We start from the raw sequence: 26,367 nt of genomic DNA on the forward strand, positions 1-26,367 counted from the left end.
CGGCGCCTCGTCGCGCCCGGAGGCCGTGCGCCGTCCCTCGCCGCCCGAGGTCGACCGGCGTGCCGCCTCCGAGGCCGCCATCGCGGCGCGCCGTGCCCGCGCCGCCGTGAAGAAGGCCGTCGCCGCCGGACGCCGCCCCGCGACCGCCGTGCTCGCGGCGGCCCAGGCCGAGCCGCTCGGAGTCGAGGGGCGGATGCGCGTCAGCGAGCTGCTCCGCGCCGTCCCCGCGCTCGGCGTGGTGAAGACGCCCCGGGTGATGGACCAGCTGCGGATCGCCGAGTCGAAGCGCCTCGGCGGGCTCGGCCGGCGCCAGGTCGAGGGCCTGGCGTCGTTCCTGGAGGAGCGGGAATCGCGGCAGCGCCGCCCCGCCCGCAACCGCCTGCTCGTTCTCGCCGGCCCGACCGCGGTCGGCAAGGGCACGGTGTCGACCTACATCCGCGAGAACTACCCGGACGTCCTGCTCTCGGTCTCGGCCACTACCCGGGCCCCGCGTCCGGGCGAGACGGACGGCGTCAGCTACTACTTCGTCGACGACGCCGAGTTCGACCGGATGGTCGCGGCGGGGGAGTTCCTCGAGTACGCCGTCGTCCACAACGCGCACCGGTACGGCACGCCCCGCGGCCCCATCGACGCCGCACTGGAGCAGGGCCGCCAGGTGATGCTCGAGATCGACATCCAGGGCGCGCGTCAGGTGCGCGAGCGGATGCCGGACGCGCGGCTGGTCTTCCTCCTGCCGCCGAGCTGGGACGAGCTGGTCCGTCGGCTGGTCGGCCGCGGCACTGAGAGCGCGGAGGAGCAGGAGCGCCGCCTGGCCACCGCGAAGGTGGAGCTGGCCGCGCAGGACGAGTTCGATTTCGCCGTCGTCAACAGCACCGTGCCCGAAGCGGCCCGCGAGGTCGTAGAATTGATGTCGCCTCGTGCCGACGGCGCGCCCGCTGACCCGGGCCGCTGACACCGGGCCACCGACCACCTCCGGGCCGACGCCCCGGGTCCCACCGGGCTCACGCCCCTCGGAGCCCGCGCGCCGTGTTGCTCCGGAGCCGCAGATCGGCGCTGATGCGCCTGCAAGGAGACACCCATGGCCAACAACCTCGGCATCATCGACCCGCCTATCGACGAGCTCCTCTCGAAGGTCGACTCGAAGTACGCGCTCGTGATCTTCGCCTCCAAGCGCGCCCGCCAGATCAACGACTACTACGCCGACCTCCACGAGGGCAGCCTGTTCGACAACGTCGGCCCGCTGGTCGACTCCACCATCGACGACAAGCCCCTCTCGGTCGCGCTGCACGAGATCAACGAGGACAAGCTCGTCGCCAAGCCCCTCGCCGAGTAGTCACCTCCGGGTGGGCTCCTCTCTCGAGGCCGGCCGACGGCTCAACGTCGTCGTCGGCATCACCGGCGGCATCGCCGCGTACAAGGCCGTCGGAGTCGTCCGCGCGCTGGTCCTCGCGGAGCACGACGTGCACGTCGTCGCGACCGAGGCGGCGCTGCGCTTCGTCGGGAAGCCCACCCTCGAGGCCATCTCGCGGAACCCGGTGCACACCGAGCTCTACGAGGGCGTCGCCGAGGTCCGGCACGTCGCCATCGGCCAGGCCGCCGACCTCATCGTGATCGTGCCTGCCACGGCGCACACGCTCGCCAAGCTCGCCACCGGACTCGCCGACGATCTGCTCGGCAACACGGTGCTCGCGAGCACCGCCCCGCTCGTGGTCGCCCCGGCGATGCACACCGAGATGTGGGCGAACGCCGCCACCGTCGCGAACATGGCGGTGCTCCGCTCCCGCGGCGTGCACGTCGTCGGCCCCGCGGTCGGGCGCCTCACCGGCGCCGACTCGGGCCCCGGCCGCATGGAGGAGCCCGAGACGATCGTCGCCGAGGCCCTCGCCGTCCACGCCCGCTCCGCCTCCGCCCGCCGCGACCTCGCGGGGGTGCGCGTCCTCGTGACCGCGGGCGGCACCCGCGAGCCGCTCGACCCGGTGCGCTTCGTCGGCAACCGCTCCAGCGGCAGGCAGGGCGTCGCGCTCGCGCTGGCCGCTGCGGCCCGGGGCGCGGAGGTCACCCTCCTCGCCGCGAACCTCGACGTGCCGGCGCCGGAGGGCGTCACGGTCCTCCCGGTGGGCACCGCGCTGGAGCTGCGCGAGGCGGCCCTCGCCGCCGCCCCCGGGGCGGACGTCGTGATCATGGCCGCGGCCGTCGCCGACTACCGGCCCGCCGCGGTCGCCGACGCGAAGATCAAGAAGGAGCAGCAGGGCGACCGGCTCGTCCTCGAGCTCGTCAAGAACCCGGACGTCCTCGCCGAGCTCTCCGCCTCCAGGCACGAGGGGCAGATCGTCGTCGGCTTCGCCGCGGAGACCGAGCCGGACCGGGACGCGATGCTCGCCCTCGGCCGCGCCAAGATCGTCCGCAAGGGCTGCGACCTGCTCGTCCTCAACAGGGTGGGCTGGGCCGAGGGTTTCCAGAGCGACAGCAACGCCGTCGTGGTCCTCGATCGGGCCGGCGATATAGTTGGCGAGGCCTCGGGCAGCAAGGCGGAGGTGGCCGACCGCGTCCTCGACGCGGTCGTGCGCTAGCCCCGCCGGTCCGCCCGCCCAGGCGCCGATCGCCTGCCGCCCGGCATCGCGCCCGCCAGGCCACTCCCGGTACGAACGACCCCGGTCCGCACGAGCCGGGACGAGAAGAGAAGCATGACCTCCGGTCCCCTCCGCCTGTTCACCTCCGAGTCCGTCACCGAGGGCCACCCGGACAAGATCTGCGACCAGATCTCGGACCGCATCCTCGACGCCCTGCTCCGCGAGGACCCGCACAGCCGGGTCGCCGTCGAGACGCTGGTCACGACGGGGCTCGTGCACGTCGCGGGCGAGGTCTCCACGAGCGGCTACGTCGAGATCCCCAAGATCGTCCGCGACACGATCGTCGAGATCGGCTACGACTCCTCGGACAAGGGCTTCGACGGCCGCTCCTGCGGCGTCTCCGTGTCGATCGGCCAGCAGTCGCCCGAGATCGCGGCGGGTGTCGACACGGCGCTCGAGGTCCGCTCCTCCGAGGCGGGCGAGGACGCCTTCGACCGCCAGGGCGCGGGCGACCAGGGCCTGATGTTCGGCTTCGCGACCGACGAGACCCCCGAGTACATGCCGCTGCCGAGCTGGCTCTCGCACCGCCTCGCCGAGCGCCTGGCCGCCGTCCGCAAGTCGGGCGAGCTCGACTACCTCCGTCCCGACGGCAAGACCCAGGTCACCATCGGCTACGACGGCACCACGCCGTCCACCATCGACACGGTCGTGCTGTCCACCCAGCACGCCGAGCACGTCAGCACCGAGACGATCCACGCGGACATCGAGGCGCACGTCATCCGCCCCGTGCTCGAGACGGTCGACCTCGACTCCTCCGCCGTGCGCCTGCTGATCAACCCGACCGGCCGCTTCGAGATCGGCGGTCCGCAGGGCGACGCCGGGCTCACCGGCCGCAAGATCATCGTCGACACCTACGGCGGAGCATCCCGCCACGGCGGCGGCGCGTTCTCCGGCAAGGACCCCTCGAAGGTGGACCGCTCGGCCGCCTACGCCATGCGGTGGGTCGCCAAGAACGCGGTCGCCGCGGGGCTGGCCTCGCGGCTGGAGGTGCAGGTCGCCTACGCCATCGGCAAGGCGGCCCCGGTCGGCCTCTACGTCGAGACCTTCGGCACCGGCACCGTCTCCGACGAGACGATCACCGAGGCGATCCGCTCGGTCTTCGACCTGCGCCCGGCCGCGATCATCCACGCGCTCGACCTGCTCCGCCCGATCTACGCGCAGACCGCGGCCTACGGCCACTTCGGCCGGGAGCTCCCCGACTTCACCTGGGAGCGCCTCGACCGGGTCGACGACCTGCGCTCCGCCGCGGGCCTCTCGTAGCGGGCGCGGCGGCGATGGCGACGAGCGGAGCCGTCGCGCGCGTGCTCCTGGACTCTCCCCTCCCGCAGCTCGACCGGCTCCTGGACTACGCGGTGCCGGAGGCGCTGCGGGGCGACGTGGTCCCCGGCGTGCGCGTGCGGGTGCCGTTGCGGACCGGAGGCCGGATCGCCGACGCGTTCGTCGTCGAGACGGGGGAGGGGACCGAGCACGCCGGAGCGCTGAGCGACATCGAGGAGCTGGTCTCGCCGCTCGTCGTGCTGACTCCGGAGGTCTGGGCCCTCGCCCGCCGGGTGGCCGACCGCGCGTCCGGAGGCGCGAGCGATGTGCTGCGCCTGGCCGTGCCGCGCCGCCACGTCCGCGTCGAGAAGGCGCGCCTCGCCGCGGGTCCCGCTCCTGCGGTGCCCGCGGTCGAGGCGGGCGGCGTGACGGGCTACCCCGACGCCTCCTTCGCAGGACTGGCCGGAGGGGCCCGGCTGGCGGTCGGCGCCGTGCCGGCTCCCGTGAGGCTCGACTCGGGTGCGTGGGTCGGCGGGTGGGCCGTCACGCTGGCCGAGCTCGCCCGCGACACGATCGCCGCGGGCCGCGACGCGATCCTGGCCGTCCCCGACTACCGCGACCAGGAGCAGCTGGAGCTCGCTCTCGCGGCCCTCGTCCCCGCGGAGGCGGTGGTGCGCCTCGATGCGCGGCAGAAGGGCGCCGAGCGCTACTCCGCCTTCGTCCGCTGCCTCGATCCCGGGCCGCGTATCGTCGTCGGCAACCGCTCCGTCCTCTACGCGCCCTCCTCCGCCCTCGGCCTGGTCGCGCTCTGGGACGACGGGGATCCGCTCTTCGCCGAGCCGCTCGCGCCCTACGCGCACGCCCGCGACGTCGCTCTGGTGCGGCAGGAGCAGAGCGGCGCCGGCCTCGTCCTGCTCGGCAACACGCGCACGGTCGAGGTCGAGCGGCTCGTCGAGATCGGCTTCGCGACCGAGGTGGAGCCGCGGCCGAGCCGCCGCCCGCACGTCGTGCCGACCGCGCAGCAGTGGGCGGCCGACGAGCACGACGCGGCCGCGCGCATCCCCTCCTCCGCCTGGCGGGAGGCGCGGAAGGCCCTCGACTCCGGCCCGGTGCTGGTGCAGGTCGCGCGCCCCGGCTACGCGCCCGTGGTCGCGTGCGCCCGCTGCCGGACCGTCGCGCGCTGCAACCGCTGCCAGGGTCCGCTCGGCGTGCACTCCGAGGGCGGGCGACCGAGCTGCGGCTGGTGCGGCCTGATCGCGGCCGACTGGACCTGCTCCGTCTGCGAGGCGACGGCTCTGCGCCTCGTCTCCCTCGGCGCCGGCCGCACCGCGGAGGAGCTCGGGCGCGCCTTCCCGGGTGCCAGGGTGATCGTCGCCGACGGGCAGCGCCCCGTGCTGACCCTCCCCGACGAGCCCGCGCTCGTCGTGGCCACGCGCGGAGCGGAGCCGCGGGCCGACGGCGGCTACCACGCCGTCCTGCTGCTGGACGGCGAGCGGATGCTGGCCCGCGAGAGCCTGCGGGTCGCCGACGACGCGCTCCGCACCTGGTCCAACGCCGCGGCACTGGCCCGCCCGGGCGCGCCGGTGCTGCTGGTCGGGGTCGGCGGCAGGCTCGCGACCGCCCTGGCGACCTGGCGGCAGGCCGAGTACCTCCGGGCCGAGCTGCAGGAGCGGCGCGCTCTGCGCTTCCCGCCCGCGGTCCGCCTGGCGACCGTGAGCGGCGACGCGCACGCGGTGGAGGAGGCGCTCGACGCGCTCGACGAGGACGACCGGCACGAGGTGCTCGGACCTGTCGGGCTCGAGGACGGCTCCGTCAGGGCGATCGTGCGGTTCGACTACGCTCGCGGTGCGGAGGTGGCCGCGCGCCTCCGCTCCGCCGTGATCCGCAACGCCACGCGCCGTCGTCGACCGCCGACCACGCCCGGCCGCTTCCGGCCGGCCCCCCAGCTCCGGGTCCGTCTCGACGACCCCGACATCCTCTGACTCCCCAGGAGATCCCCGTGCGCCTCGTCTTCGCCGGCACGCCCGCCGCCGCCGTCCCGACCCTCCGCGACCTCGCCGCCTCCGCGCACGAGGTCGTCGCCGTGGTCACCCGGGAGGACGCCCCGGTGGGCCGCAAGCGCGTGCTCACCCCCTCGCCGGTCGCCGTCGCGGCCGAGGAGCTGGGCATCCCGGTGATCCGGGCCAACCGACTCGACGAGGACGTGACGGACCGGATCGCGGGGCTCGCCCCCGACCTCGGCGTGATCGTCGCCTACGGCGGCCTCGTGCGGCAGCGCCTCCTGACCGTGCCGCGCCTGGGCTGGATCAACCTGCACTTCTCGCTGCTGCCGCGCTGGCGCGGGGCGGCTCCCGTCCAGCGGGCGCTGATGGCCGGCGACGCGCGGATCGGCGCGAGCGTCTTCCAGCTGGTCGCCGAGCTCGACGCGGGCGACGTGTACGCCGAGCTCGCCGTCGACGCGGGGGAGCGCACCGCGGGCGAGCTGCTGGCGGAGCTGGCCGAGAGCGGCGCCCGCCTCACCCTCGGCGTGGTCGACGCGCTGGAGGAGGGCACGGCCGTCGCGACTCCGCAGGCCGGAGAGGCGACCCCCGCTCCGAAGCTCGACGCGGCGGACGGCCGGATCGACTGGACCCTTCCGACGGCGCGGGTCCTCGCCCTCGTGCGCGGAACGACGCCCGAGCCCGGAGCCTCGACCGCGGTCGGCGACGCGCGCCTCAAGGTGCTCGCGGTCCGCGCGGCGGAGGGGGACTTCGGTCCGGGCGTCGTCCGCCTCGACTCGGGGCGCGCCCTCGTCGGCACCGCGGACGGAGCGGTCGAGCTGGTCACCGTCCAGCCCGCCGGCAAGAACCCGATGGCCGGCGCGGCCTGGGTCCGCGGCCTGCGCGAGAGTACGGTGCTCGCGTGAGCGCGCGCCGCGAGGCCGCTCCCGCCCGCCGGGTCGCCTACGACGTCCTGCTCGCCGTGAGCGGGTCGGACGCCTACGCGAACCTGGTCCTGCCCGCGCGGATCAGCGCCGCCGGCCTCTCGCCCGCCGACGCGGGACTGGCCACCGAGCTCTGCTACGGCACCCTGCGAATGTCCGGCTACTACGACCGCGTGATCGCCCTCGCGGCCGGCCGGTCCGTCGAGAGCATCGACCCGCCGGTGCTCGACGCGCTGCGCCTGGGCGTGCACCAGCTGCTCGCGACCCGCGTGGCCCCGCACGCCGCGGTGAACGAGAGCGTCGCGCTCGTCGCCGCCGGCTCCTCGCGGGGGGCGGTGGCCTTCGCCAACGCCGTGCTGCGCGCGGTCTCACGCTCGAGCGCGGACGAGTGGCGCGAGCGGGTCTCCGACGCCGCGGTCTCTGGCGACGACCGGATCGCCGCGCTGAGCTCGCACCCCGTGTGGATCGTGCGCGCCCTGCGGCGGGCGCTGGCGGCGGAGGGGGCTGCCGACGAGCTCGACGCGCTGCTCGCCGCCGACAACGCGGCTCCGCGGGTGAACCTGGTCGCTCTGCCGGGCCTGGCGTCTCCCGGTGAGATCGCCGACGCCGAGCCCGACCGGTTCTCGCCGGTCGGCATGACCAGCACCGGCGGCGACCCGGAGGCGTTCCCCGCGGTGCACGAGGGCCGCGTGCGCGTGCAGGACGAGGGCTCCCAGCTCGCCGCTCTCGCGCTCTCCCGGGCACGACCGGTCCGCCCGGGCGAGCGCTGGCTCGACCTGTGCGCCGGACCCGGCGGCAAGGCGGCGCTGCTCGCGGCGGAGGCGCGCGCGGGAGGGGCGGCGCTGCTCGCCAACGAGGTGGTCCCGGGCCGCGCGGGCCTGGTGCGGCAGGCACTGGCCGCCGTCGATCCGTCGGTCGAGGTGCGCACCGGCGACGGGCGCGACCTGGGTGACGAGCAGCCGGGATCGTTCGACCGCATCCTGCTCGACGCGCCCTGCACCGGTCTCGGTGCGCTGCGGCGCCGGCCCGAGGCGCGCTGGCGCAAGTCCGCGGCCGACGTGGAGCCGCTGGCCGCCCTCCAGGGCGAGCTGCTCGACTCCGCGGTGAGGGCTCTCGCTCCCGACGGGCTGCTGGCCTACGTAACCTGCTCGCCGCACCTCGGGGAGACCCGGCGCGTGCTCGCCCTCGCGCAGGAGCGGCACGCGCTCGAGCTGGTCGACACGCCGGCCGTGCTGCGCGAGGTGACGGCGGACCCGCTCCCGCTGCCGGAGGGCCCCCTTCATGCGCAGCTCTGGCCGCACCGGCACGGCACCGACGCCATGTTCGTCCAGCTCCTGCGCCGCCGACCACCCCTCGAGGCGGCGTCCGGAGGCGCCTGACGTCCGGAGCGGAAGCGCGCGGCGCCGGGCGGACGCGGAGCACGCGCCGATCTAGGCTGGAGGCATGCCCGCACGGATCAACCCCAGCATCCTCTCCGCCGACTTCGTGAACTTCGAGGCCGAGCTGCAGCGCATCGCCGGAGCCGACCTCGTGCACGTCGACGTGATGGACAACCACTTCGTGCCGAACCTCACCTTCGGGCTGACCATGGTCCAGCGCCTCCAGGAGGTCTCGCCCCGCCCGCTCGACCTGCACCTGATGATCGAGGACCCCGACCGCTGGGCCCCCGACTACGCCGAGACCGGCGCCTACTCCGTGACCTTCCACGCCGAGGCCGCGCGCGACGCCGTGGCCCTCGCGCGGCGCCTGCGCGAGATCGGGTCGCGGGCGGGGATCGCGCTCAAGCCGGGAACGATGGTGGACGAGTACCTCGACCTCCTGCCCGAGTTCGACCAGGTCCTCGTGATGACGGTCGAGCCCGGCTTCGGGGGCCAGTCCTTCATGGAGGAGACGATGCCCAAGCTGCGCACGCTCCGGAACGTGGTGGACCGCACCGGGCTCGACGTCTGGCTCCAGGTCGACGGCGGGATCGCTCCCGGCACGATCGAGATCGCGGCCGAGGCGGGAGCCGACACCTTCGTCGCGGGCTCCGCGGTCTTCGGCGCGGACGACCCGGAGGCCGCGATCGCGTCGCTGCGCGAGACGGCGACCGCGCACCTGCACCGGCACTGAGGCGGCCGCGCGCGCGGAGGCGGCGACCGCTCGCCGGCAACCCGCACGATCTGCAGGGGCTCGCGCGATCTGCAGGACCGCGTGCCGCCTGCAGGGTGGTGTGCGATCTGCAGGGTGGTGTGCGATCTGCAGGATCTCCTCGCCGGACGGTCGATCCTGCCGCGTGCGAGCCGCGGGGGAGCGAGCATCCCCTGCAGACGGCACGCCGCCCTGCACGCGGCACGCCGCCCTGCACGCGGCACGCCCCCCTGCACACGGCACGCCGCCCTGCTCGCGGCACGCCCCCCTGCAGACGGCACTGTCGCCTGCGGATCGCACCACCGCCTGCGGGCCGCACCGCGGAGGGACAGCGTCCGTCACTCCTGCGCCGCCGCCCCACGCGGCAGCGCCCCGGCCGCCGTATAGACTTCCCCGGTGAAAACTTTCGACGACCTCTTCGCTGAGCTGGGCGAGAAGGCCGCCGCCCGTCCCGAGGGTTCGGGCACCGTCCGCGAGCTCGACGCCGGCGTGCACTTCATCGGCAAGAAGATCGTCGAGGAGGCCGCCGAGGTGTGGATGGCCGCCGAGTACGAGGGCGATGAGCGCACCGCCGAGGAGATCTCGCAGCTGCTCTACCACCTCCAGGTGCTCATGCTCGCCAAGGGACTGACGACGGCCGACGTCTACCGGCATCTGTGAGCCCCGCCCCGCTCGCCGGGGTGCGCCTCCGCTCCGCGCCGTCGCGCCCGCACGCTCCCCGAGGAGCTGTGCCGCCCCCTGAACAGCCGTCGAGTCATGAAGGACGTCCCGTGACCACCACCCCCGCCCCGGCGCTCCTGCGCGTCGCCGTCCCCAACAAGGGCTCCCTCTCGGAGACCGCCGGTCAGATGCTCGCGGAAGCGGGCTACACCGGCCGCCGCGACCCGAAGGAGCTGCACGTCGTCGACGAGCGCAACGGGGTGGAGTTCTTCTACCTGCGCCCGCGCGACATCGCCACCTACGTCGGCTCCGGCGCTCTCGACGTCGGGGTCACCGGCCGCGACCTCCTGATCGACTCCGGCTCCGAGGCGCGCGAGATCGCGAGCCTCGGCTTCGCGAACTCCACCTTCCGCTTCGCCGGGCCCGCCGGCCGCTACGACGAGCTCGCGCAGATCGACGGCCTCCGCGTGGCGACCAGCTACCCGGGCCTCGTCGGCCGCTTCCTCCGCGAGCACGGCGTCGAGGTGACGCTGATCCGCCTCGACGGCGCGGTCGAGTCCGCGATCCAGCTCGGCGTCGCCGACGTCATCGCCGACGTCGTCGAGACCGGCACCACGCTCCGCAAGGCCGGCCTCGAGATCTTCGGCCCGGTCATCCTGGACTCGACCGCCGTCCTCGTGTCCGCCGCGGGGGAGCCCGAGGGCATCCCGGTGCTGCTGCGCCGCCTGCAGGGCGTGCTGGTCGCCCGCGAGTACGTGCTGCTCGACTACGACTGCCCCGTCGCGCTCCTGGAGAGCGCCACGGCGATCGCGCCCGGCTTCGAGTCGCCGACGGTCTCGCCGCTGCACGACGCCGAGTGGGTGGCCGTCCGCGTGATGGTGCCGCGCTCGGACATGAACCAGGTGATGGACCGCCTGTACGACCTGGGCGCCCGCGCGATCCTGGTCACCTCCATCCACGCCGCGCGCCTGTAGAGGGGGAGCCGATGAGTCTCGCCGTCCGCGTCATCCCCTGCCTCGACGTCGCCGCCGGCCGCGTCGTGAAGGGCGTCAACTTCCAGAACCTGCGCGATGCGGGCGACCCCGTCGAGCTCGCCCGCCTCTACTTCGAGCAGGGCGCCGACGAGCTGACCTTCCTCGACGTCACCGCCACGGTCGACGACCGCTCGACCACCTACGACGTGGTGCGGGCGACGGCCGAGCAGGTCTTCATCCCGCTCACGGTCGGCGGAGGCGTGCGCAGCGCCGAGGACGTCTCGCGGCTGCTCGCGCACGGGGCCGACAAGGTGGGCGTCAACTCCGCCGCGATCGCCCGGCCCGAGCTCCTCGGCGAGATCGCCGACGTCTTCGGCGCGCAGGTGCTCGTGCTCTCGCTCGACGTGAAGCGGAGCGACGCCACGGCGTCCGGCTTCGTCGTCACCACCCATGGCGGCCGCCGCGAGACCGAGCTCGACGCCCTGGCCTGGGCGGCCGAGGCCGTCGAGCGCGGCGCCGGGGAGCTGCTGGTCAACTCCATCGACGCCGACGGCACCAAGCAGGGCTTCGACCTCGAGCTGATCGCCGCGATGCGGGAGCTGAGCTCCGTGCCGGTGATCGCCTCCGGAGGCGCCGGCGCCGTCGAGCACTTCGCCCCGGCCGTCGACGCCGGAGCCGACGCCGTGCTCGCCGCCTCCGTCTTCCACAACCGCGAGCTGACGATCGGGGACGTCAAGCGAGCGCTCGACGCCTCCGGGATCGAGATCCGATGACCCCCGCCGAGCTCGACGCCGTCCTCGACCGCGCCGCCTTCGATCCGACCGGGCTGCTGCCCGCGATCATCCAGCAGCACGACACCCGCGAGGTGCTCATGATGGGCTGGATGGACCGCGAGGCGCTCCGGCGGACCCTCACCGAGGGCCGCGTCACCTTCTGGTCTCGCTCGCGTCAGGAGTACTGGCGTAAGGGCGACACGTCCGGGCACGCGCAGTACGTGCGGGGTGCCGCCCTCGACTGCGACGCCGACACCCTGCTGGTGCAGGTCGAGCAGATCGGCGCCGCCTGCCACACCGGCGAGCACGCCTGCTTCGACGTCGATCCCCTCGTGCCGTTCACCGGCCTCGGCCCGGCGGAGTGAGCATGAGCGGACGGCGGCTGAAGTACACCGCGATCCTCGGGGTCGTGCTGCTCGCCGCGCTCGAGCTGACCTCCTCCACGCAGACCTGGTCCACGCTGACCCTGGCCGCGACGGAGGGCGAGGGCCAGCGGATCGACGTGGCCGGAACCGTCGCCGCGCCCGCGCTCTCCGCCCTGGCGCTCGCGGGCCTCGCCCTCGCCGCGGCCCTCGCCATCGCCGGCCCCGTCTTCCGGATCGTGCTCGGTCTGCTCCAGGCCGTCCTCGGCGCCTCGGTGGTGCTCGCGGCCGCGACGGCTCTGGGCGATCCCGTGCGCGCCGGAGCCTCGCTCGTCACGGAGGCGACCGCCATCGCGGGGGAGCAGTCTGTCGCAGCGCTGGTGGCCTCGTCGTCCGTGACGGCCTGGCCCGTCGTCGCCCTGGTCTGCGGCGTCCTCACGGCGCTGCTCGGGATCGGCGTCCTCGCGACCTCCCGCCGCTGGCCGGGAGCGGCTCAGAAGCGCGCGTCGCGCTTCGAGCCCGCCGACGGCTACGGCCACGGGGCGTCGACCGTGCAGACGGACGACGGCGACATCGATCCGGTCGTCTCCTGGGACGAGCTCTCGCGCGGCGACGACCCCACCTCCGGCCGCTGACACCGGCCGGGCCCGCGTCCGGCGGTCATGCCGGCCCGCTGCGGGCGGCTGCGCAGGGCGAGTCCGGGGCCGGGCGCTCAGGCGCCTCACGCTAGACTGCTCTGGTCCCGATGCACCCCCAGGAGGAGACCCATGAGCACCGAGCACGACGACGACAACCACGGCCACTCGCCCGCAGCGTGGACGGCCGTCGTCATCATGCTGGTCGGATTCACGATCGGCACGATCGCGTTCTGGTTCGACGTGCCCCTGGTCGTCTGGCTCTCGGCCGGCCTGGTCGTGGTGGGTCTGCTCGTGGGCATGGGCATGGCCAAGGCGGGCTACGGCGTCGACGGCGCGAAGGCGAACCCGAAGGCGCGCGCCTAGGTGCTCGCCGACCTGACCGCCGGCGCCCTGGCCGACGCGGCCCGGCGCCGCGAGAGCGCCCCGCTCGAGGCGGTCGAGCGCCGCGCGCTGGCCCAGGCGCCCGCCCTCGACGCCCTGGCCGCGCTGGCCCCGGCCCAGCGCGTCAAGATCATCGCCGAGGTCAAGCGCGCCAGCCCGTCGCGCGGAGCCCTCGCCGACATCCCCGTCCCCGCCGAGCTGGCCGGGCAGTACGAGCTCGGGGGAGCGAGCGCGATCAGCGTCCTCACCGAGGAGCGCCGCTTCAAGGGGTCCCTCGCGGACCTCGAGGCGGTCCGCGAGCGCGTGTCGATCCCCGTCCTGCGCAAGGACTTCGTCGCCGAGCCGTACCAGGTCCTCGAGGCCCGCGCGGCCGGAGCCGACCTGGTCCTCCTCATCGTCGCCGCGCTCGAGCAGCCCCTGCTCGCCGAGCTGCACGCCCTCGTCCTCGAGCTGGGGATGACCCCGCTCGTCGAGACCCATTCGGCCGACGAGCTCGAGCGGGCCGCCGACCTCGGCGCGCGGCTCATCGGCGTGAACGCCCGCGATCTCTCCACCTTCCAGCTCGACCGCGACCTCTTCGGCCGCCTCTCCGAGCGCTTCCCCGACGACGCGGTGAAGGTGGCCGAGTCGGCCGTCCTCACCGCTGACGACGTCGCGCACTACCGCGGCTCCGGAGCCGACGTCGTCCTCGTGGGCGAGGCTCTCGTCACCGGCGGCGACCCCGTCTCCACCCTCGCCGGCTTCCTGGCGCACTGACCACACCGATAGGCGGTACCCCCATGGCACTCCGGGATGAACTCGGCCCCTACTTCGGCGAGTTCGGCGGACGCTACGTCCCCGAGTCCCTCGTCGAGGCCCTCGACGAGCTGAGCGCCGAGTACGAGCGCACGAAGGTCGACCCCGCGTTCGCGGCCGAGCTGATGGAGCTGCACCGCAGCTACACCGGCCGTCCGTCGATCATCACCGAGGTGCCGCGGTTCGCCGAGCACGCCGGCGGTGCGCGGATCATCCTCAAGCGCGAGGACCTCAACCACACCGGCTCGCACAAGATCAACAACGTGCTGGGCCAGGCGCTGCTCACCAAGCGGATCGGCAAGACCCGCGTCATCGCCGAGACGGGAGCGGGCCAGCACGGCGTCGCGACCGCCACCGCCGCCGCGCTGTTCGGCCTCGACTGCGTCGTCTACATGGGCGAGGTCGACACCGAGCGCCAGGCCCTCAACGTCGCCCGCATGCGCCTGCTCGGCGCCGAGGTCATCCCCGTGACGACCGGCTCGCGCACCCTCAAGGACGCGATCAACGACGCGATGCGCGACTGGGTCACGAACGTCGGCACCACCAACTACATCTTCGGCACCGTCGCGGGCCCGCACCCGTTCCCGGCCCTCGTCCGCGACTTCCAGAAGATCATCGGCGAGGAGGCGCGCGAGCAGGTCCTCGAGCTCACCGGCTCGCTGCCCACCGCGGTCACCGCCTGCGTCGGCGGCGGCTCCAACGCGATGGGGATCTTCCACGCGTTCCTCGACGACCCCGAGGTCCGCCTCGTCGGCTTCGAGGCCGGCGGCGACGGGATCGAGACCCCCCGCCACGCGGCGACCATCAGCAAGGGCCGCCCCGGCGTCCTGCACGGCGCCCGCAGCTTCCTCCTCCAGGACGAGGACGGCCAGACCGTCGAGTCGCACTCGATCTCGGCCGGCCTCGACTACCCGGGCATCGGCCCGGAGCACGCGTGGCTCTCGAGCATCGGCCGCGCCGACTACCGCGCGGTCACCGACTCGGCCGCGATGGACGCGCTCATGCTGCTCAGCCGCACCGAGGGGATCATCCCGGCGATCGAGTCCGCGCACGCGCTGGCCGGCACGCTGGAGCTCGGGCGCGAGCTCGGCCCCGAGGCCACCATCCTGGTGAACCTCTCCGGCCGCGGCGACAAGGACATGACGACCGCAGCGCACTACTTCGGCCTCATGGACCAGGGCGCGGTGCAGTCGTGAGCGGCCGCGGACCGAGCGTCGTCGAGACCGTCCGGCGCCGGAACGAGGAGGCGGCGGGCGCCCTGATCGGCTACCTCCCCGTCGGCTTCCCCGACCTGCCGACCAGCATCGACGCCGCCGTGGCCATGGCCGAGAACGGCGTCGACGCGATCGAGCTGGGCCTGCCCTACTCCGATCCGGTGATGGACGGACCGGTCATCCAGGAGGCGACCCAGGCCGCCATCGCGGGCGGCTTCCGCCTCCGCCACGGCTTCGAGGCGGTCCGCGAGATCCGGGCGCGCGTGGACGTGCCGGTCCTGGTGATGACCTACTACAACCCCGTCCTGCAGTACGGGGTCGAGCGCTTCGCCACCGATCTGGCTGAGGCCGGCGGGTCGGGGCTCATCACCCCCGACCTGATCCCGGACGAGGGCGCCGAGTGGCTCGCCGTCTCCGAGCGGCTCGGACTCGACCGCGTGTTCCTCGCGGCACCGTCCTCGACGGACACGCGCCTGCGCCAGGCCGTCGACTCGAGCCGCGGCTTCGTCTACGCGGTGTCGACGATGGGCATCACCGGCGCGCGTACCGACGTCGACTCCGCGGCCCGCACCCTGGTCGACCGCCTCCGCGCCGCCGGCTCCGAGAGCGCGTGCGTCGGCCTGGGCATCTCGACCGGCGAGCAGGTGGCCGAGATCCTCGCCTATGCGGACGGCGCCATCGTCGGCTCAGCCCTGGTGCGGGCCCTCGCGTCCGGAGGGGTCGACGCGGTCGCCGAGACCTCCCGCGGCCTCGCCGAGGGCACCCGCCTGCGCTCCGCGCGCTGACACCCTCCCGCTACAATCGGGATGCCCACCGGGGCGCGGCCGAGCCGTGCCCGGGGGACCCCCTCCTTCGAAAGGTCGAGTACCGGTGTCCGTACCGCTGAGCATTCCGAGCCCCCCCGACGCGTGGAGTCAGTACGACCTCACGATCGGCAACTGGACGCTCGCGATCCACACCTACGCGCTCTGCATCCTCGCGGGGATCATCGTGGCGACGATCATGACGAACCAGCGCCTGAAGCGCCGTGGTGCCGAGCCGTGGGTCGTCCTCGACATCATCATCTGGGCGGTGCCGCTCGGCATCGTCGGCGCCCGCGCCTACCACGTGCTCACCCACCCCGGCGACTACTTCTACGACGGCGCCGACCCGTGGGAGGTCGTCCGCATCTGGAACGGCGGCAACGCCATCTTCGGCGGGCTGATCGGCGGCGCGGTCGGCGCGTTCATCGGCTGCCGCTGGACCGGCGTGCGCTTCTGGACCTTCGCCGACGCCCTCGCTCCCGGCATGCTCGCCGCGCAGGCGCTCGGGCGCCTGGGCAACTGGTTCAACCACGAGCTCTTCGGCCTGCCCACCACCCTGCCCTGGGGACTCGAGATCGAGACCACCAACCCGGCCTTCCCCGTCGGCCTCCCGGCGGGCACGCTCTTCCACCCGACCTTCCTCTACGAGATCCTCTGGAACGTCGTGGGCATCGCGGTCATCCTGCTGCTCGAGCGCCGTCTCAAGCTGCAGTGGGGCACCGTCTTCGCCGCCTACCTGATCTGGTACGGGATCGGCCGCGTCTGGTTCGAGTCCATCCGGATCGACCCGAGCGAGTTCTTCTGGGGCATCCGCACCAACGTCTGGGCCGCGCTCATCGCCGTGGTCATCGGCCTGGTCCTCGTGGTGATCCAGAAGCGCGAGCACCCGGGCGCCGAGCCCTCGGCCTACCGGCCGGGTCGCGAGTGGACGCCCGCCCCGGCTGCGGTAGAATTCGAGGACGTCGAGTCCGACTCCGACGACACCACCACCCCTGCTTCCGGCACCGACGCCGAGAAGCCGACGGTCTCCCGCACCTGACGGAGGTCGCGGAGCCTCCGCGACCGCCTCCCGGGTGCCCGACACCTCCACGACCGCCCCATCGCGGCGCAGCCACGAGCGCTGCCGCGGGCGGGTCGTCGTGCAGGCACCGCCGACGGCGCGCGACGCTCGCGCCGCGGCAGAACCCTGCGGCCCTCCCGATCGGGGAGCCGCCCCTCCTCCACCACCGCGGGCCAGCGACGTCCCGATCAGCCATCACCCCCGTGAGGACGGTTCCCATGGCCTCCGCCCAGCCCTCGACCCCGGCCCGCGCCGTGCCCTTCCTGGGCATGCCGCCGGCGCAGGGGATGTACGACCCGGCCGCCGAGAAGGACGCGTGCGGTCTCGCGATGGTCGCCACCATGCGCGGCACCGCCGGCCACGACATCATCGACGCCGCGCTGAACGCGCTGCGCAACCTCGAGCACCGCGGCGCCGTCGGCTCCGACGCGGGAACGGGCGACGGCGCGGGCATCATCACGCAGATCCCGGACGACTTCCTCCGCGCGGTCGCTCCCTTCGAGCTCCCGCCGCTGGGCCAGTACGCCGTCGGCAACGCCTTCCTCCCGGTCGACGTGTTCGAGCGCGAGCGGGTCAAGGCGACGATCGCCGACATCGCCCGCGAGGAGAACCTCGCCGTGGTCGGCTGGCGCTCCGTGCCCGTGCAGCCCGACGAGATCGGCACGCTCGCCCGAGCCGCCATGCCCGCGATCGAGCAGCTGTTCATCCGGAGCGAGCTGACCGACGAGAGCGGCACGCCCCTCTCCTCCGTGCGCCTCGACCGCCTGACCTTCCGCCTCCGCAAGCGCGTCGAGCGCGAGCTCGAGGTCTACTTCATGTCGCTCTCGAGCCGCACGCTCGTCTACAAGGGCATGGTGACGACGCTCCAGCTGGAGCCGTTCTACCCGGACCTGTCCGACGAGCGCTTCGCGTCGAAGCTCGCGCTGGTGCACTCCCGCTACTCCACCAACACCTTCCCGTCGTGGCCGCTCGCTCAGCCGTTCCGCATGATCGCGCACAACGGCGAGATCAACACGGTGCAGGGAAACCGCAACTGGATGCGCGCGCGCCAGTCGCAGCTGAAGAGCCGTGAGCTGGGCGACCTGGCTCCGCTGTTCCCCATCGTCTCGCCCGGCCGCAGCGACTCCGCCTCGTTCGACGAGACCGTCGAGCTGCTCAACCTGGCCGGCCGGTCGCTCCCGCACGCGGTCATGATGATGGTCCCGGAGGCCTGGGAGAACCAGGACGGCGCGCTCGACCCGAAGCGCCGCGCGTTCTACGAGTACCACTCGATGCTCATGGAGCCGTGGGACGGCCCGGCCGCGATCGTCTTCACCGACGGCGAGCTCGTCGGCGCGACCCTCGACCGCAACGGACTCCGCCCCGGCCGCTACGTCGTCACCGACGACGGGCTCGTGGTGCTCGCCAGCGAGATCGGCGTGCTCGACATCGACCCCGCGAAGGTCGTCCGCAAGGGGCGCCTGCAGCCCGGCCGCATGTTCCTGGTCGACACCGAGCAGGGCCGCATCGTCGAGGACGAGGAGATCAAGGGGCAGCTCGCCGCCTCCGGTCCGTTCGAGGAGTGGCTCGAGAAGGGCCGCATCAACCTCAAGGACCTCCCCGAGCGCGAGCACATCGTGCACACGCCCGCGTCGGTCAACCGCCGCCAGCGCACCTTCGGCTACACGGAGGAGGAGGTCCGCCTCCTCCTGCTGCCGATGGCGCGCGCCGGTGCGGAGCCGCTCGGAGCGATGGGGTCGGACACCCCCGTGGCCGTGCTGTCCAAGCGCCCTCGCCTGCTCTTCGACTACTTCACGCAGGCCTTCGCGCAGGTGACGAACCCGCCGCTGGACTCGATCCGCGAGGAGGTCGTGACCTCGCTCCGCCTGGGCCTCGGCCCCGAGCGCAATCTGCTGACCGCCGGTGCCGAGCACGCCCGCCAGGTCGTCCTCGACTTCCCGGTCATCGACAACGACGAGCTCGCGAAGATCCAGCACATCGCGCCGCGCCCGCTGAGCCACATCACCACGACGATCCGCGGCCTCTACCGCGTCGACGCCGGGCCCCGCGCGATGCAGGACCGCATCGACGAGATGTGCGACGAGGCCGACGAGGCCATCGCCGCGGGAGCGCAGTTCCTGGTGCTCTCGGACCGCGACTCCACCAAGGACCTCGCGCCGATCCCGTCGCTGCTGATGCTCGCCGCCGTGCACCACCACCTCATCCGCACCGAGAACCGGATGCGCGTGGGGCTCGTGGTCGAGGCGGGCGACGTCCGCGAGGTGCACCACGTGGCGACCCTGATCGGCTACGGCGCCTCCGCGGTCAACCCGTACCTGGCGATGGAGACCTGCGAGGACCTGGTCCGCAGCGGCATGCTGTCGGACATCTCGCCGGAGAAGGCCGTGAAGAACGTGATCAAGGCGCTCGGCAAGGGCGTGCTGAAGATCATGTCCAAGATGGGCATCTCCACCGTGTCGAGCTACGCCGGCGCGCAGACCTTCGAGGCCGTCGGCCTCAGCCAGGCGTTCGTCGACCAGTACTTCACCGGCACCGTCTCGAAGCTCGGCGGCATCGGCATCGACGTCGTCGCCGAGGAGAACGCCGCGCGCCACCGTGCCGCGTACCCCGAGGACGGCGCGATCGTCGCTCACGAGCGCCTGGCGGTCGGCGGCGAGTACCAGTGGCGCCGCGACGGCGCTCCCCACCTGTTCAACCCGGACACGGTCTTCCGCCTGCAGCACTCGACGCGCAACCGCCGCTACGACGTCTTCCGCGAGTACACGAAAATGGTCGACGACCAGGCGAGCTCGCTGATGACCCTCCGCGGCATGTTCAAGCTCGACACCGCCGGGCGCACGCCGATCCCGATCGACGAGGTCGAGCCGGTCGAGACGATCGTCAAGCGCTTCTCGACGGGCGCGATGAGCTACGGCTCCATCTCGCCGGAGGCGCACGAGACCCTTGCCATCGCGATGAACCGCCTCGGCGCCAAGTCGAACACCGGTGAGGGCGGCGAGGACACCGAGCGGCTGCTCGACCCGGAGCGCCGCTCGGCGATCAAGCAGGTCGCCTCGGGCCGCTTCGGGGTCACGAGCATGTACCTCACCCACGCCGACGACATCCAGATCAAGCTCGCTCAGGGCGCCAAGCCCGGCGAGGGCGGTCAGCTGCCGCCCACGAAGGTGTACCCGTGGATCGCGCGCACCCGGCACGCGACCGCCGGCGTCGGCCTGATCTCGCCGCCGCCCCACCACGACATCTACTCGATCGAGGACCTGAAGCAGCTGATCTTCGACCTCAAGCGGGCGAACCCGTCGGCGCGCATCCACGCGAAGCTGGTCAGCCAGTCGGGCATCGGAGCGGTCGCCGCCGGCACCGCGAAGGCCCTCGCCGACGTGATCCTCGTCTCGGGCCACGACGGCGGAACCGGTGCGAGCCCGGTGAACTCGCTCAAGCACGCGGGCACGCCCTGGGAGCTCGGCCTGGCCGAGACCCAGCAGACGCTGATGCTCAACGGCATGCGCGACCGCGTGGTCGTGCAGGTCGACGGCCAGATGAAGACCGGTCGCGACGTCGTCATCGGCGCGCTGCTCGGAGCCGAGGAGTTCGGCTTCGCGACGGCTCCGCTGATCGTCGAGGGCTGCATCATGATGCGCGTCTGCCACCTCGACACCTGCCCTGTGGGCGTCGCGACGCAGAACCCGGAGCTGCGTCAGCGGTTCTCCGGCAAGCCCGAGTTCGTCGTCAACTTCTTCGAGTTCATCGCCCAGGAGGTGCGCGAGTACCTCGCGCAGCTCGGCTTCCGGAGCGTCGACGAGATCGTCGGCCACCGCGAGCTGCTCGACGTCGACCAGGCGATCGAGCACTGGAAGGCGAGCGGGCTCGATCTGACGCCGATCCTCGTCGGACCGGTCTTCACGGCCGAGGAGCCGCGCCGTCACTGCCGCGCGCAGGAGCACGAGCTCGAGCACCACTTCGACAACGAGCTGATCCGCCTCGCGGCGAACGTGCTCGACCACCGCGGCACCGTCCGGATCGAGCGCGAGATCAAGAACACCGAGCGCGCCGTCGGCACCATGCTCGGCCACGAGGTCACCGTCCGCTTCGGCGAGAACGGCCTGCCGGCCGACTCCATCGTCGTGTCCCTCCGCGGCTCCGCCGGGCAGTCGCTCGGAGCGTTCCTCCCCGCCGGCATCACGCTGCGGCTCGAGGGCGACTCCAACGACTACGTCGGCAAGGGCCTCTCGGGCGGTCAGATCGTGGTGCGGCCGGACCGCCGCAGCACCTTCGACGCCTCGACGAACGTGATCGCGGGCAACGTGATCGGCTACGGGGCGACCCAGGGCACGATGTTCATCCGCGGGATGGTCGGCGAGCGCTTCCTGGTCCGCAACTCCGGCGCCACCGCGGTCGTCGAGGGAGTGGGCGACCACGCGCTCGAGTACATGACCGGCGGCCTGGCGGTGATCCTCGGCGAGACCGGGCGGAACCTCGGCGCCGGCATGTCGGGCGGCACGGCCTACATCCACGGCCTGCGCCGCGAGCTCGTGAACCGCGACGCGATCGCCTCCGGCGAGCTGACCCTCTCCGAGCTCGGAAGCGCCGACGTGGAGATCCTGCGCGACCTGCTCGAGCGGCACGTCGCCGAGACCGAGTCGACCCTGGCCCAGGGGATGCTCGACGATTTCGACGGAACGGTCTCGCGTTTCGTCAAGGTACTGCCCCGCGACTTCGCCGCGGTGCTCGCGACGCGCGCATCCGCTGTGGAGGAGGGGCTCGACCCCGACGGCGACGTCGTCTGGGGACGGATTCTGGAGGTGACCGGTGGCTGATCCCAAGGGGTTCCTGAAGGTGCAGGACCGGGAGCTGCCCAAGCGGCGTCCCGTGTCCGTCCGCCTGATGGACTGGAAAGAGGTCTACGAGCAGGGCGACTCCGCCGTGCTGCGCCGGCAGGCGGGCCGTTGCATGGACTGCGGCATCCCGTTCTGCCACAAGGGCTGCCCGCTGGGGAACCTGATCCCCGAGTGGAACGACCTGATGTGGCGCGGCGAGGGCCGCCAGGCGATCGAGCGCCTGCACGCGACGAACAACTTCCCGGAGTTCACGGGCCGGCTCTGCCCGGCGCCGTGCGAGTCGTCCTGCGTGCTCGGCATCAACCAGCCGGCCGTCACCATCAAGCAGATCGAGGTCTCGATCATCGATCAGGCCTTCGGCAACGACTGGGTGCAGCCGCACCCGCCGGAGCGCCTGACCGGCAAGACCGTCGCGGTCGTCGGCTCCGGACCCGCGGGACTCGCCGCCGCGCAGCAGCTCACCCGCGCCGGGCACACCGTCGCGGTCTACGAGCGCGACGACCGCATCGGCGGCCTCCTGCGCTACGGCATCCCGGACTTCAAGATGGAGAAGAAGCACCTCGAGCTGCGCCTGAACCAGATGAAGGCCGAGGGCACCCGGTTCCGCGCGGGCGTCGACATCGGCTCCGACATCACCTGGGACGACCTGCGGGCGCGCTACGACGCGGTCGTGGTCGCCACCGGCGCTCTCGTGCCGCGCGACCTGCCGATCCCCGGCCGCGACCTCGACGGCGTGCACTTCGCGATGGAGTACCTCGTGCAGTCGAACCGCGCGATCGCGGGCGACCGCGTCTTCGAGCAGATCTCGGCCGAGGGCAAGCACGTGGTCGTCCTGGGCGGAGGCGACACCGGAGCGGACTGCATCGGCACCGCTCACCGCCAGAAGGCCGCGTCGGTCACGAACCTCGCGATCGGGCAGCAGCCGCCGTCGCAGCGCCCGGACAGCCAGCCCTGGCCGATGGACCCCACCGTGTTCGAGGTCTCGAGCGCCCACGAGGAGGGCGGGGAGCGGATGTTCCTCGCCTCGACCGTGGAGTTCCTCGCGAACGAGGGCGGCGAGGTCCGCGCTGTGCGCGTGGCCGAGACCGAGTACCTCGACGGACGCCGCGTCCCCAAGGCGGGCACCGAGCGCGAGATCCCGGCCGACCTGGTCCTGCTCGCCCTCGGCTTCACCGGCCCGGAGGCGGACCACCTCGGCCGTCAGCTGGACGTCCCCTTCACCGAGCGCGGCAACGTCGCGCGCGGCGACGCCTTCGAGACCAGCGTCCCCGGCGTCTTCGTGGCCGGCGACGCCGGGCGCGGCCAGTCCCTGATCGTCTGGGCGATCGCGGAGGGCCGCTCCGTCGCGGCCGAGGTCGACCGCTACCTCGAGGGCACGACCCAGCTGCCGGCGCCGGTCGGCCCGAACGACCGGGGCTTCACGCTCTAGTCCGCGGGACGCGATAGTCTCGGCCCGCCAGCAATCAGCTCACCCTCCCCGCTAACGACGCGCCTCCGGGCGCAGAACAACGGAGCACCCCCTCAATGAGACGAGCGAAAATCGTCGCCACCCTCGGCCCGGCAACGTCGTCGTACGAGACCATTCGTGCGATCATCGACGCCGGCGTGGACGTGGCCCGCATGAACCTCAGTCACGGAAGCTACGACGTCCACGAAGGCATCTACCGCATCGTGCGGAAGGCCGCGGACGACGCCGGGCGCGCGGTCGCGATCCTCGTCGACCTCCAGGGTCCGAAGATCCGACTCGGCAAGTTCGAGGGCGGCCCGTACGCTCTCGCCGAGGGCGACGTCTTCACCATCACCACCGAGGACGTCCTCGGCACGCGCGAGCTCTCGGGCACCACGTTCAAGGGCCTCCCGGACGACGTGAACCCGGGCGACATGCTCCTCATCGACGACGGCAAGGTCGCTGTCCGCGTCACCGCCGTCGAGGGCCCCCGGGTCGTCACCGAGGTCGTCGTCCCCGGCAACGTCTCGAACAACAAGGGCATCAACCTGCCCGGCGTCGCGGTCAACGTCCCCGCCCTCTCGCAGAAGGACGAGGACGACCTCCGCTGGGCGATCCGCCTCGGGGCCGACATCATCGCCCTCTCCTTCGTGCGCAACGCCAGCGACATCGAGCGCGTGCACGAGATCATGGCGGAGGAGGGCCGCAAGGCTCCCGTCATCGCCAAGATCGAGAAGCCGCAGGCGGTCGACAACCTGCAGGAGATCATCGACGTCTTCGACGGCATCATGGTCGCCCGCGGCGACCTCGGCGTCGAGCTGCCCCTCGAGGCGGTGCCGATCGTGCAGAAGCACGCCGTCGAGCTCGCCCGCCGCTGGGCGAAGCCGGTCATCGTCGCCACCCAGATGCTCGAGTCGATGATCGAGAGCCCCCGCCCCACGAGGGCCGAGGCCTCGGACGTCGCGAACGCGATCCTCGACGGCGCGGACGCGGTCATGCTCTCGGGCGAGACCAGCGTCGGCGCCTGGCCCGTCGTCACCGTGCAGACCATGGCCCGCATCGTCGAGTCCACCGAGGAGCACGGCCTGGAGCGCATCCCCCCGCTGGGCAGCAAGCCCCGCACCCAGGGCGGCTCGGTCACGCTGGCCGCCGCCGAGGTCGCGGAGTTCGTCGAGGCGAAGTTCCTCTGCGTCTTCACGGAGTCGGGCGACTCGGTCCGCCGCATGACGCGCCTGCGCCACGGCATCCCGATCATCGGCTTCACCCCTGAGCCCGCCGTCCGCCGCCGCATGGCGCTGAACTGGGGCGTGCAGTCCTTCGTCACGCCGCGCGTCAACCACACGGACGCGATGTTCGCGCAGGTGGACGCGGTGCTGCTCCGCGAGGGCCTCGCCCAGGCGGGCGAGACCGTGGTCGTCGTCTCCGGATCGCCTCCCGGGCGCGCCGGCACGACGAACGACATGCGGGTGCACATCGTCGGCTCGTCCAGCTCGGCCGACAGGGCCGAGAACTGGGACCACTGAGTCCAGCATCCCCGGAGGGCCCGGTCGCGCGAGCGGCCGGGCCCTCCGCCGTTCCCCGGCGGTCCGCGTGGCGGGACTCGCCTCTGCAGGCGGATACCGTGGAACCATGCGACTCGGCGTGCTCGACATCGGCTCCAACACGGTCCACCTGCTCCTCGTCGACGCGCACCCCGGCGCCCGCCCGGTGCCCTACCGCTCGCACAAGCGGAGCCTCGCTCTCGTGGCGCACCTCGACGAGGCGGGCGAGATCACCGAGCGGGGCCAGCGCGAGCTCATCGCGTTCGTCGCCGAGGCCGCCGAGGTCGCCCGCGAGCACCGCGCCGAGGACCTGCTGGCGTTCGCCACCTCCGCGATCCGCGAGGCCGGCAACGGCGCGGCGGTCCTCGACCGGGTCCGCGCCGAGACGGGCGTGCACCTCCAGGAGCTCGGCGGCGAGGCGGAGGCCTCGGCCACCTTCCTCGCCGTGCGCCGCTGGTTCGGCTGGGGTGCCGGCTCGATCCTGGACCTCGACATCGGCGGCGGCTCGTTCGAGCTCTCGATGGGCGTGGACGAAGTGCCCGAGCTCGCCGTGTCGGTCCCGCTCGGAGCGGGCAGGGTGACCCGCGACCTGCTGGTCGGCGATCCCGCCTCGGCGACGAGCGTCAAGGCCGCCCGCCGTCACGCCCGCGAGGTGCTCGCGGAGCCCGTCCGCGGCTTCCTCGCCCTCGGGCGCCCCGACCTCGTCGCGGGCACCTCGAAGACCTTCCGCTCCCTCGCGCGGATCACCGGCGCCGCTCCGAGCGCGGCCGGTCCGCTGGTGCGCCGCGAGCTGCACCTGGTCGACCTCCGGCTGTGGTCCTCCCGCCTCGCCGCGATCAGCGCGGCCGACCGCTCAGCGCTCCCAGGCGTCTCCGCTCTGCGGGCTCCGCAGCTGCTCGCGGGCGCTCTCGTCGCGGAGGCCGCCATGGACGCCCTCGGCCTCGAGACGCTGGTGATCTGCCCCTGGGCCACCCGTGAGGGGCTGATCATCCGCCGCTTCGAGCTGCTCGACGCGCAGATCCAGCGCGACGACCTTCAGCTCAGCGCGATGCCGTAGGACAGCGACCGCCGGCCGCCCGGCTCGAGGACGATCTGGCGCGGCTTGTCGACGATGTCGCCGTCCCAGCCCTCGGGCGTCGGGACGCTCCGCCACGGCTCGAGGCAGACGAACGGGGCCCCGACGGGCTTCCACACGCCGACCACGTCGAAGTCCCCGGTGTCGACGACGATCGCGCGGGCGGCGCCGTCGGCCTCGAGCCGGAGGGTCCGGCGGCGCGGCTCGTCGAAGATCATCACGCCCTCCTCGAAGTGCGCGTCGTCCACCGTCAGCACCCCGTCCTCGAGCGGTGCCGGGTGGCGCGCCTCCAGCAGCAGGTTCTCCGGAGCGCGGCGGTACCCCTCCGGCTCGGGCTGCGCGAAGCGGATGCGGTGCTCGCCGCGGCCCTCGGGCAGCGGCAGCGCGAAAGCCGGGTGGTTGCCGAGCGAGAAGCCCAGGGGAGAGGGCCCCCTGTTCTCCACGGTCTGGGTGATCCGGAGCGAGGCGCCGGTCACGGCGTAGGCGATGAGGAGCGTCCAGTCGAAGGGGAACACCGCGCGCGTGGCGTCGTCGCTCCGGAGCCGGAACACCGCCTCGTCCGCCGAGACGCCCGCGAGCTCGAAGACGCGGTCCCGCGCGAAGCCGTGCTGCCCCATCCGGTGGTCCGCGCCGTCGTGGTGCAGCGTGTCGCCGGGGAGGCGGCCGATGATCGGGAACAGGACGGGAGCGTGCCGGCGCCACTCCGGGCCGGCCTGCCACAGGTACTCGCGGCCCTCGTCGTCGCGGAGGGACGTCATCTCGGCCCCGGCTGTCGTCAGGGCGAGGCGCAGGCTCTCGCTGCCGAGGGTGAGGACGGTCGGTGCGGGGGAGTCGCTGCTGGTCATCCTCCGATTCTGCCCGTCGCGCGG

23 protein-coding genes are annotated in these 26,367 nt (G+C 73.2%); 22 read left to right on the forward strand and 1 reads right to left on the reverse strand.

Going from position 1 to position 26,367, the window contains the following annotated elements; all coding sequences use genetic code 11:
• Positions 1–25 precede the first annotated feature (25 nt).
• The 22 genes from gmk (at position 26) to GSU45_RS07530 (ending at position 25,480) form a co-directional block, all read left to right on the forward strand.
• A complete protein-coding gene (gmk, locus tag GSU45_RS07425; protein WP_167302075.1) occupies positions 26–952 on the forward strand; it encodes a guanylate kinase in 927 nt (308 codons plus the stop codon).
• A 126-nt stretch (positions 953–1,078) separates the two neighbouring features.
• Positions 1,079–1,333, forward strand: coding sequence for a DNA-directed RNA polymerase subunit omega (rpoZ, locus tag GSU45_RS07430; RefSeq protein ID WP_104221835.1), 255 nt, complete (start codon positions 1,079–1,081; stop codon positions 1,331–1,333).
• Between the two features lie 10 nt (positions 1,334–1,343).
• The gene (gene coaBC / locus GSU45_RS07435; RefSeq protein ID WP_159913932.1) at positions 1,344–2,570 is read left to right on the forward strand and encodes a bifunctional phosphopantothenoylcysteine decarboxylase/phosphopantothenate--cysteine ligase CoaBC; all 1,227 of its coding nucleotides are present in this window, start codon (positions 1,344–1,346) and stop codon (positions 2,568–2,570) included.
• Positions 2,571–2,684: 114 nt separating this feature from the next.
• Entirely contained in the window at positions 2,685–3,890 is a 1,206-nt protein-coding gene (metK, locus tag GSU45_RS07440) for a methionine adenosyltransferase (protein WP_159913934.1), read from the forward strand.
• A gap of 14 nt (positions 3,891–3,904) precedes the next feature.
• Positions 3,905–5,869, forward strand: coding sequence for a primosomal protein N' (locus GSU45_RS07445; protein ID WP_159913936.1), 1,965 nt, complete (start codon positions 3,905–3,907; stop codon positions 5,867–5,869).
• 17 nt (positions 5,870–5,886) lie between these two features.
• Complete coding sequence (locus GSU45_RS07450) at positions 5,887–6,792, forward strand: methionyl-tRNA formyltransferase (protein ID WP_244248256.1); 906 nt, start codon at positions 5,887–5,889, stop codon at positions 6,790–6,792.
• A complete protein-coding gene (locus tag GSU45_RS07455; RefSeq protein ID WP_244248257.1) occupies positions 6,789–8,189 on the forward strand; it encodes a transcription antitermination factor NusB in 1,401 nt (466 codons plus the stop codon). Before GSU45_RS07450 ends, GSU45_RS07455 begins: the two co-directional genes overlap by 4 nt.
• A 64-nt stretch (positions 8,190–8,253) precedes the next feature.
• Complete coding sequence (gene rpe, locus GSU45_RS07460; protein ID WP_104277692.1) at positions 8,254–8,922, forward strand: ribulose-phosphate 3-epimerase; 669 nt, start codon at positions 8,254–8,256, stop codon at positions 8,920–8,922.
• 414 nt (positions 8,923–9,336) lie between these two features.
• A complete protein-coding gene (locus GSU45_RS07465; RefSeq protein ID WP_055791842.1) occupies positions 9,337–9,600 on the forward strand; it encodes a phosphoribosyl-ATP diphosphatase in 264 nt (87 codons plus the stop codon).
• Between the two features lie 110 nt (positions 9,601–9,710).
• The gene (hisG, locus tag GSU45_RS07470) at positions 9,711–10,574 is read left to right on the forward strand and encodes an ATP phosphoribosyltransferase (RefSeq protein ID WP_104221851.1); all 864 of its coding nucleotides are present in this window, start codon (positions 9,711–9,713) and stop codon (positions 10,572–10,574) included.
• A gap of 11 nt (positions 10,575–10,585) precedes the next feature.
• On the forward strand, positions 10,586–11,347 hold the full coding sequence (hisF, locus tag GSU45_RS07475) for an imidazole glycerol phosphate synthase subunit HisF (protein ID WP_159913938.1): 762 nt from the start codon (positions 10,586–10,588) through the stop codon (positions 11,345–11,347).
• A complete protein-coding gene (gene hisI / locus GSU45_RS07480; RefSeq protein WP_104221855.1) occupies positions 11,344–11,712 on the forward strand; it encodes a phosphoribosyl-AMP cyclohydrolase in 369 nt (122 codons plus the stop codon). Before hisF ends, hisI begins: the two co-directional genes overlap by 4 nt.
• Before the next feature lie 2 nt (positions 11,713–11,714).
• Positions 11,715–12,344 (forward strand): Trp biosynthesis-associated membrane protein, encoded by a 630-nt coding sequence (locus tag GSU45_RS07485; RefSeq protein WP_159913940.1) that lies wholly within the window; start codon positions 11,715–11,717, stop codon positions 12,342–12,344.
• A 132-nt stretch (positions 12,345–12,476) separates the two neighbouring features.
• Entirely contained in the window at positions 12,477–12,710 is a 234-nt protein-coding gene (locus GSU45_RS07490) for a DUF6704 family protein (RefSeq protein WP_104275568.1), read from the forward strand.
• Complete coding sequence (trpC, locus tag GSU45_RS07495) at positions 12,711–13,484, forward strand: indole-3-glycerol phosphate synthase TrpC (protein WP_159913942.1); 774 nt, start codon at positions 12,711–12,713, stop codon at positions 13,482–13,484.
• A 23-nt stretch (positions 13,485–13,507) separates the two neighbouring features.
• The gene (trpB, locus tag GSU45_RS07500) at positions 13,508–14,719 is read left to right on the forward strand and encodes a tryptophan synthase subunit beta (RefSeq protein WP_104225310.1); all 1,212 of its coding nucleotides are present in this window, start codon (positions 13,508–13,510) and stop codon (positions 14,717–14,719) included.
• Positions 14,716–15,522, forward strand: a complete 807-nt coding sequence (gene trpA, locus GSU45_RS07505; protein WP_159913944.1) for a tryptophan synthase subunit alpha — start codon at positions 14,716–14,718, stop codon at positions 15,520–15,522. The genes trpB and trpA overlap by 4 nt, the downstream gene beginning before the upstream one ends.
• An 85-nt stretch (positions 15,523–15,607) precedes the next feature.
• Positions 15,608–16,579 (forward strand): prolipoprotein diacylglyceryl transferase, encoded by a 972-nt coding sequence (gene lgt / locus GSU45_RS07510; RefSeq protein WP_167302028.1) that lies wholly within the window; start codon positions 15,608–15,610, stop codon positions 16,577–16,579.
• A gap of 290 nt (positions 16,580–16,869) precedes the next feature.
• Entirely contained in the window at positions 16,870–21,414 is a 4,545-nt protein-coding gene (gltB, locus tag GSU45_RS07515; protein ID WP_244248287.1) for a glutamate synthase large subunit, read from the forward strand.
• On the forward strand, positions 21,407–22,864 hold the full coding sequence (locus GSU45_RS07520) for a glutamate synthase subunit beta (RefSeq protein ID WP_104221867.1): 1,458 nt from the start codon (positions 21,407–21,409) through the stop codon (positions 22,862–22,864). The genes gltB and GSU45_RS07520 overlap by 8 nt, the downstream gene beginning before the upstream one ends.
• Before the next feature lie 95 nt (positions 22,865–22,959).
• On the forward strand, positions 22,960–24,405 hold the full coding sequence (gene pyk / locus GSU45_RS07525) for a pyruvate kinase (protein WP_104221869.1): 1,446 nt from the start codon (positions 22,960–22,962) through the stop codon (positions 24,403–24,405).
• Between the two features lie 106 nt (positions 24,406–24,511).
• A complete protein-coding gene (locus GSU45_RS07530) occupies positions 24,512–25,480 on the forward strand; it encodes a Ppx/GppA family phosphatase (RefSeq protein ID WP_159913950.1) in 969 nt (322 codons plus the stop codon).
• On the opposite strand, the gene GSU45_RS07535 is transcribed toward GSU45_RS07530, so the two are convergent.
• Entirely contained in the window at positions 25,459–26,343 is an 885-nt protein-coding gene (locus GSU45_RS07535) for an aldose 1-epimerase family protein (protein ID WP_159913952.1), read from the reverse strand. The two genes, GSU45_RS07530 and GSU45_RS07535, sit on opposite strands and share 22 nt — an antisense overlap.
• Between the last annotated feature and the right edge of the window lie 24 nt (positions 26,344–26,367).

The organism is Rathayibacter sp. VKM Ac-2801 (assembly GCF_009834245.1).
Lineage (GTDB): Bacteria > Actinomycetota > Actinomycetes > Actinomycetales > Microbacteriaceae > Rathayibacter.